The organism is Actinophytocola glycyrrhizae (assembly GCF_042653545.1).
In the GTDB taxonomy this organism is placed as follows: domain Bacteria; phylum Actinomycetota; class Actinomycetes; order Mycobacteriales; family Pseudonocardiaceae; genus Actinophytocola; species Actinophytocola glycyrrhizae.
The window spans coordinates 762,971-768,853 of sequence record NZ_JBHSIS010000003.1 but is presented as its reverse complement, the minus strand read 5'-3'; the positions used below and the strand labels follow the sequence as shown (position 1 = coordinate 768,853).

General features: G+C 67.9%; 3 protein-coding genes and 1 pseudogene. All 4 read right to left on the bottom strand.

The features are described 5' to 3' along the window. A pseudogene (locus tag ACFPCV_RS09695) lies at positions 1 to 143 on the bottom strand (2-oxoacid:ferredoxin oxidoreductase subunit beta); the annotation flags it as partial. Next, positions 143 to 2,074: a 2-oxoacid:acceptor oxidoreductase subunit alpha gene (locus tag ACFPCV_RS09690; protein ID WP_378055710.1), complete on the bottom strand. Its 1,932-nt coding sequence runs from the start codon at positions 2,072 to 2,074 to the stop codon at positions 143 to 145. The gene ACFPCV_RS09690 and the pseudogene ACFPCV_RS09695, both read right to left, overlap by 1 nt. 169 nt (positions 2,075 to 2,243) lie before the next feature. Then, on the bottom strand, positions 2,244 to 4,472 hold the full coding sequence (locus ACFPCV_RS09685; protein ID WP_378055755.1) for a (Fe-S)-binding protein: 2,229 nt from the start codon (positions 4,470 to 4,472) through the stop codon (positions 2,244 to 2,246). A 126-nt stretch (positions 4,473 to 4,598) separates the two neighbouring features. Next, positions 4,599 to 5,504, bottom strand: a complete 906-nt coding sequence (locus ACFPCV_RS09680) for a bile acid:sodium symporter family protein (protein ID WP_378055709.1) — start codon at positions 5,502 to 5,504, stop codon at positions 4,599 to 4,601. Positions 5,505 to 5,883: the final 379 nt, after the last annotated feature.

Sequence of the window (5,883 nt, the reverse complement as noted above, 5' to 3'; positions counted from 1 at the left end):
TCGCGTTTGAGTCCGAGGGTGGGCAGGAACGACTGCATGGCGTTGAGCACGACGTAGTCCCCGCATCCGGGACACCAACGCACTTCCTGATCGGACTTGAAATCCTTCGGCTTGAGGCCCAGCTCCAGGTTCACAGTGGTCATCAGGCCGCCTCCGCGAGCGTCGTGTCGAGGTGTTCGGTGAACACCTCGACCAACTCCGACTCCATGAACGGCGTGCCGGCCACTTTCGTGTACGACACGACGTCCACCAGGTACCTGGCCCGCAGCAGCAACGACAGCTGCCCCAGGTTCATCTCCGGCACCACGACCGTCCCGTACCGCGCCAGCACGTCGCCGAGGTTGGCGGGGAACGGGTTCAGGTACCGCAGGTGCGCCTGCGCGATCCGCTGCCCGCGCTTGCGCATCGCCCGGCACGCGGCGCCGATCGGCCCGTACGTCGAGCCCCAGCCCAGCACCAGCACGTCCGCCTGCCCGCCGGGATCCTCGACCTCGAGGTCCGGCACCTCGACACCGTCGATCTTGGCCTGCCGCAACCGGACCATGCGGTCGTGGTTGTCGGGGTCGTAGGAGATGCTGCCCTTGCCGTCGGCCTTCTCCAGCCCGCCGATACGGTGCTGCAGACCGGGCGTGCCGGGGATGGCCCACGCGCGGGCGAGGGACTCGTCGCGGACGTACGGCCAGTGCTCACCGCTGCCGTCCGGCGCGTTGGGCTCGGTCGCGAACGTGACGCTCAGGTCCGGCAGGTCCTCGACGGACGGGATCAGCCACGGCTCCGACCCGTTCGCTATCGCGCCGTCGGACAGGACCAGCACCGGCGTCCGGTACCGCAGGGCGATCCGTGCCGCGTCGACGACGATCGGGAAGCAGTCACCCGGCGACTGCGGCGCGAGCACGGGCACCGGTGACTCGCCGTTGCGGCCGTACATGGCCTGCAGCAGGTCCGCCTGCTCGGTCTTGGTCGGCAGCCCGGTGGACGGGCCGCCGCGCTGCACGTCGATCACCAGCAGCGGCAGCTCCTGCATGACCGCGAGCCCGATGGTCTCGGCCTTGAGCGCGACGCCCGGCCCGGACGTGGTCGTGACCCCGAGCGCACCGCCGTAGGACGCACCGAGCGCCGCGCCGACCCCGGCGATCTCGTCCTCGGCCTGCATGGTGGTGACGTTGAAGTTCTTGTGCTTCGACAGCTCGTGGAGGATGTCGGAGGCGGGCGTGATCGGGTAGCTGCCCAGGAACACCGGCAGCCGCGAGCACTGGCCCGCCGCGACGATCCCGTAGGCGAGCGCGAGGTTGCCGGTGATCTGGCGGTACTCCCCCGGCGGAAACTTCGCCGGCGCGACCTCGTAGGTGGTGGCGAACGCCTCGGTGGTCTCGCCGTAGTTCCAGCCAGCGCGGAACGCCAGCACGTTGGCCTCGGCGATGTCCGGCTTGCGGGCGAACTTCTCCCGCAGGAACCGTTCCGTGCCCTCGGTCGGCCTGCCGTACATCCACGACAGCAGCCCGAGCGCGAACATGTTCTTGCACCGCTGCGCGTCCTTTTTGGACAGGCCGCTGCCCTCGAGCGCGCCCTGTGTGAGGGTCGCCATCGCGACGGGCAGCACGTGGTAGGCGGCGAGCGAACCGTCTTCGAGGGGGTTCGCGTCGTAGCCGACCTTGCCGAGGTTGCGCTTGACGAACTCGTCGGTGTTGACGAGCAGGGTCCCGCCAGGCGGCACGTCGGCCAGGTTCGCCTTGAGCGCGGCCGGGTTCATCGCGACCAGGACGTCCGGCCGGTCGCCCGGCGTGAGGATGTCGTAGTCGGCGAAGTGCAACTGGAAGCTCGAGACACCCGGCAGGGTGCCCGCGGGCGCCCGGATCTCGGCGGGGAAGTTGGGCAGCGTGGCCAGGTCGTTGCCGAACGCCGCGGCCTCGGAGGTGAACCGGTCACCGGTGAGCTGCATCCCGTCACCCGAGTCGCCGGCGAACCTGATCACCACCCGGTCAAGTCGCACCCGCCCCGCGGGTTGTCCTCTGGTGATCACCAGCCCAGTGTCAGCGCCCCGGACGGAGCCAGAGACGAATCCGACTGGAGCCATCCCGCGAGTCCCCCGTTCAGAACCCGCGAGTCCCCGGTTCACGACCCGCGAGTTGCCCGTTCGGAACCGGCGAGTTACCCGTTCGGGACAGCAAGCCGTCGGTCCCGAACCGGGAACTCACCGGTCCCGAACGGGGGACTCGCGGGTTCTGGAACGGGGACTCGCGGGGTCAGGTGGTGGGTTGGCCGCGCTTGACCGACTCGAGGAGCATCTGGGAGACGTCGCGGACCTGGACGTCGGTGCCCTTGTCCTCGCTCTGGCGCTGCACGAGGCCGTCGGTGATCATCACCCGGCAGAACGGGCAGCCGGTGACGACCTCCTTCGCGTTCGTGTCCAGTGCCTCGTCGACGCGCTCCAGGTTGATGCGCTTGCCGATGTTCTCCTCCATCCACATCCGCGCACCCCCGGCGCCGCAGCACAGCGAGCGGTCCGCGTGCCTCGGCATCTCCGTCAGCTCCATGCCGGTCGCGCCGACCAGCTCACGCGGCGCCTCGTAGACCTTGTTGTGACGGCCCAGGTAGCACGGGTCGTGGTAGGTGACGGGGGCGCCGCCCTCAGGAGGCTTGACCGGCGTCAGCTTCTTGTCCCGGATGAGGCGGTTCAGCACCTGCGTGTGGTGCATGACCTCCCAGTGCCCGTTCGTGCCCTCGAACGTCGGGATCATGCCCTCGAGCTGCGGGTACTCCCGCGCCAGCGTGTTCATGCAGTGCGGGCACGTGGTGATGATCTTCCGCTTCTCCGGCTCGCGGCCCTCGAACACGGTGTTCAGCATCTCCGCGGTCTGCTGCGCCATCATCTGGAACAGGAACTCGTTGCCCGCGCGCCGCGCCGGGTCGCCGGTGCAGGACTCCTCGTTGCCGAGCACCACGAACTTCACGCCCGCGATGTGCAGCAGCTCGGCGGTGGCCCGCACGGTCTTCTTGGCCTGGTCGTCGAACGAGCCCGCGCAGCCGATCCAGTACAGGTACTCGACGTCCGGTTCGAGGGTGCCGTCGTAGACCGGCACCTCGAACGGCAGGTCCTTCGCCCAGTCCATGCGCGCCGAGTTGTTCTGGCCCCACGGGTTGCCCTTGTTCTCCAGGTTGCGGAACAGGGTGCCCAGCTCGGACGGGAACTCCGACTCGATCATGACCTGGTAGCGGCGCATGTCGACGATGTGGTCGACGTGCTCGATGTCCACCGGGCACTGGTCGACGCACGCACCGCAGGTGGTGCAGGACCACAGCACGTCGGGGTCGATGACGCCGCCGACCTCGGCCGACCCCACCAGCGGGCGCACCGCCTGCGCGACTCCCGAGCCGGGGACACGCGAGAAGCCGGACTCCGGCACCGAGTGGTTGTCCTTGTCGCCCTCGGCGAGCGCGAGGACGTCGATCCCGCTGTGGTCGTCGGGGATCTCCTGGCCGCCGATCAGGTACGGAGCCTTCGCGAACAGGTGGTCGCGCAGGTCCATGATCACGAGCTTCGGCGACAACGGCTTGCCGGTGTTCCACGCCGGGCACTGGCTCTGGCAGCGCCCGCACTCGGTGCACGTGGCGAAGTCGAGCATGCCCTTCCAGGTGAAGTCCTCGATCTTGCCGCGACCGAAGACGTCGTCCTCGCCGGGGTCCTCGAAGTCGATCGGCTTGCCGCCGGACTCCATCGGCAGCAGCGGGCCGAGACCGTCCGGGAGACGCTTGGTCGAGACGTTGATCGGCGCGACGAACACGTGCAGGTGCTTGCTGTTCAGAATGATGATCGTGAACGACAGCATCACGCCGATGTGCAGCAGCAGGCCGATGGACTCGACCCACTCCAGCGCGGTGTGGTTCATGCCCCCGAGCAGCTCGCCGACGCCGAGTGACACCCACGCGCCGGAGTCGTACGGGAAGTAGCCCAGCGCCGCGGCCGCCCCGCGGAACAGGAACATCGTCCAGATGACGTTGAAGATCATGAAGAGGATCAGCCACGCGCCGCCGGTGTGCGAGCCGTAGAAGCGGGACTTGCGCTCCTGGCGCTCCGGGTCGTTGCGCATGCGGATGACCGCGAACGCGACCAGCGAGACCAGCACCATCACGGCGATGAAGTCCTGCGCGAAGCCGAGCACGGACCAGCGGCCGATCAGCGGGATGTGGAAGTCGTGGTCGAAGAGGACGCCGTAGGCCTCGAGGTACACCGTGGCGAGGATGACGAAGCCCCAGAACGTGAACGCGTGCGCGGCGCCGGGGATGGACCACTTCAGCAGCTTCCGTTGCCCGAAGACCTCCTTGACCTGCGCGAACAGCCGCTGGCCGAGGTGGTCGAAGCGGTCGACCGGCTGACCGGCCTTGATCAGGTCGTACAGGTACTTCGCGCGTCGGCCCGCTATGCCGAGCACCACGACGGTGATCAGCAGTCCGATAATAAGTCGAACGACCACGAGCACTCCCGCATCCGGCGACGATGACGACCAAGACTGGCTTGCCAGGGTGTCAGTCTTGCTTGTTACTCGCCAGTATTTCCGATCGCGTCGCGAGTCGCGCAACAGGGTTGTGACGTTTGCCGCCTACTGGATCGGTGCTGGTTCGCGATCACGAGCGAACAGGGCGGCGAGCACACCCGCGGGCACGAACATCAGGATGCCGTAGACCGCGGCCGGGACCGCCATCTCCGCGCTGTTCAGCAGCGACGGGGACAGTGCGATCGTGATCGCGAGCGTCGAGTTGTGGATGCCGATCTCGAACGCCGACGCGATCGACTGCCGCTTCTCGATCTTCGCCGCCCTCGGCACGAAGTACCCGATCGTGAGACTCAACACGCAGAGCAGCAGTGCGACGAGCCCGACGTCCTGGAGGTACCCGAGCACGTTCTCCCGCTCCTGCCACACCGCGATCGCGATCACCGCGACGAGCACCGCGATCGAGGCGATCTTGACCGCCCCGCGGGTACGTTCGGTGAACGCGGGCGCCTTGCGGCGGATCACCATCCCGATCGCCACCGGAACGAGGACGATGGCGAAGACCTGCAGCATCTTGGCGGGCTGGAGGCCGATCGCGTCGTCGCCGTCGAGGAACCCGGCGAGCGCGAGGTTGACCACGATCGGCAGCGTCACGACGGCGAGCACCGAGTTGATGGCGGTGAGCGTGATGTTGAGTGCGACGTCACCGCGTGCGAGGTGGCTGAACAGGTTGGCCGTGGTTCCGCCGGGCGAGGCGGCGAGCAGCATCATGCCGACAGCCAGGATGGGCTCGAGGTCGAAGAGCAGCACCAGCCCGAGGCAGACCGCGGGCAGTACCAGTATCTGGCAGGCGAGCGCCACGATCGTGGCCTTCGGGTACCGCACCACCCGGGTGAAGTCGGCGACCGTGAGCGACAGTCCCAGTCCCAACATGACGATCCCGAGCGCGACCGGCAGGAAGACCGTCGTCGCCGTCGACGAGTTCATTGCCGGAGACTCACACCAAAGGGACAAACAGACAATCAGCCGAAAGGCGGAACCCCACCCAGCTCCCCCACTCAAACCCCGCGAGTCCCCGGTTGACTCGCGAGTCCCGGCTTCAGAACCCGCGAGTCCCCCGTTCGGAACCCGCGAGTCCCCGGTTCAGAACCCGCGAGTCTCCCGTTCAGGACCGCTGAGTTGGCGGTTCGCGATTCCGGCACGCTCGCCGAACCGGCAACGCGCAGGTCCGGAACCGACGACTCGCGGGTTCCGAACCGGGGACTCGCAAGTTTCGAACGGGGAACTCGCGGGTTCCGAACGCGGGACTCGCGGGTCCTGAACGCGGGACTCGCGGGTCCTGAACCGGGGACTCGCGGGTTCTGGATGGGGGACTCGCGGGGTTAGTTGCCGA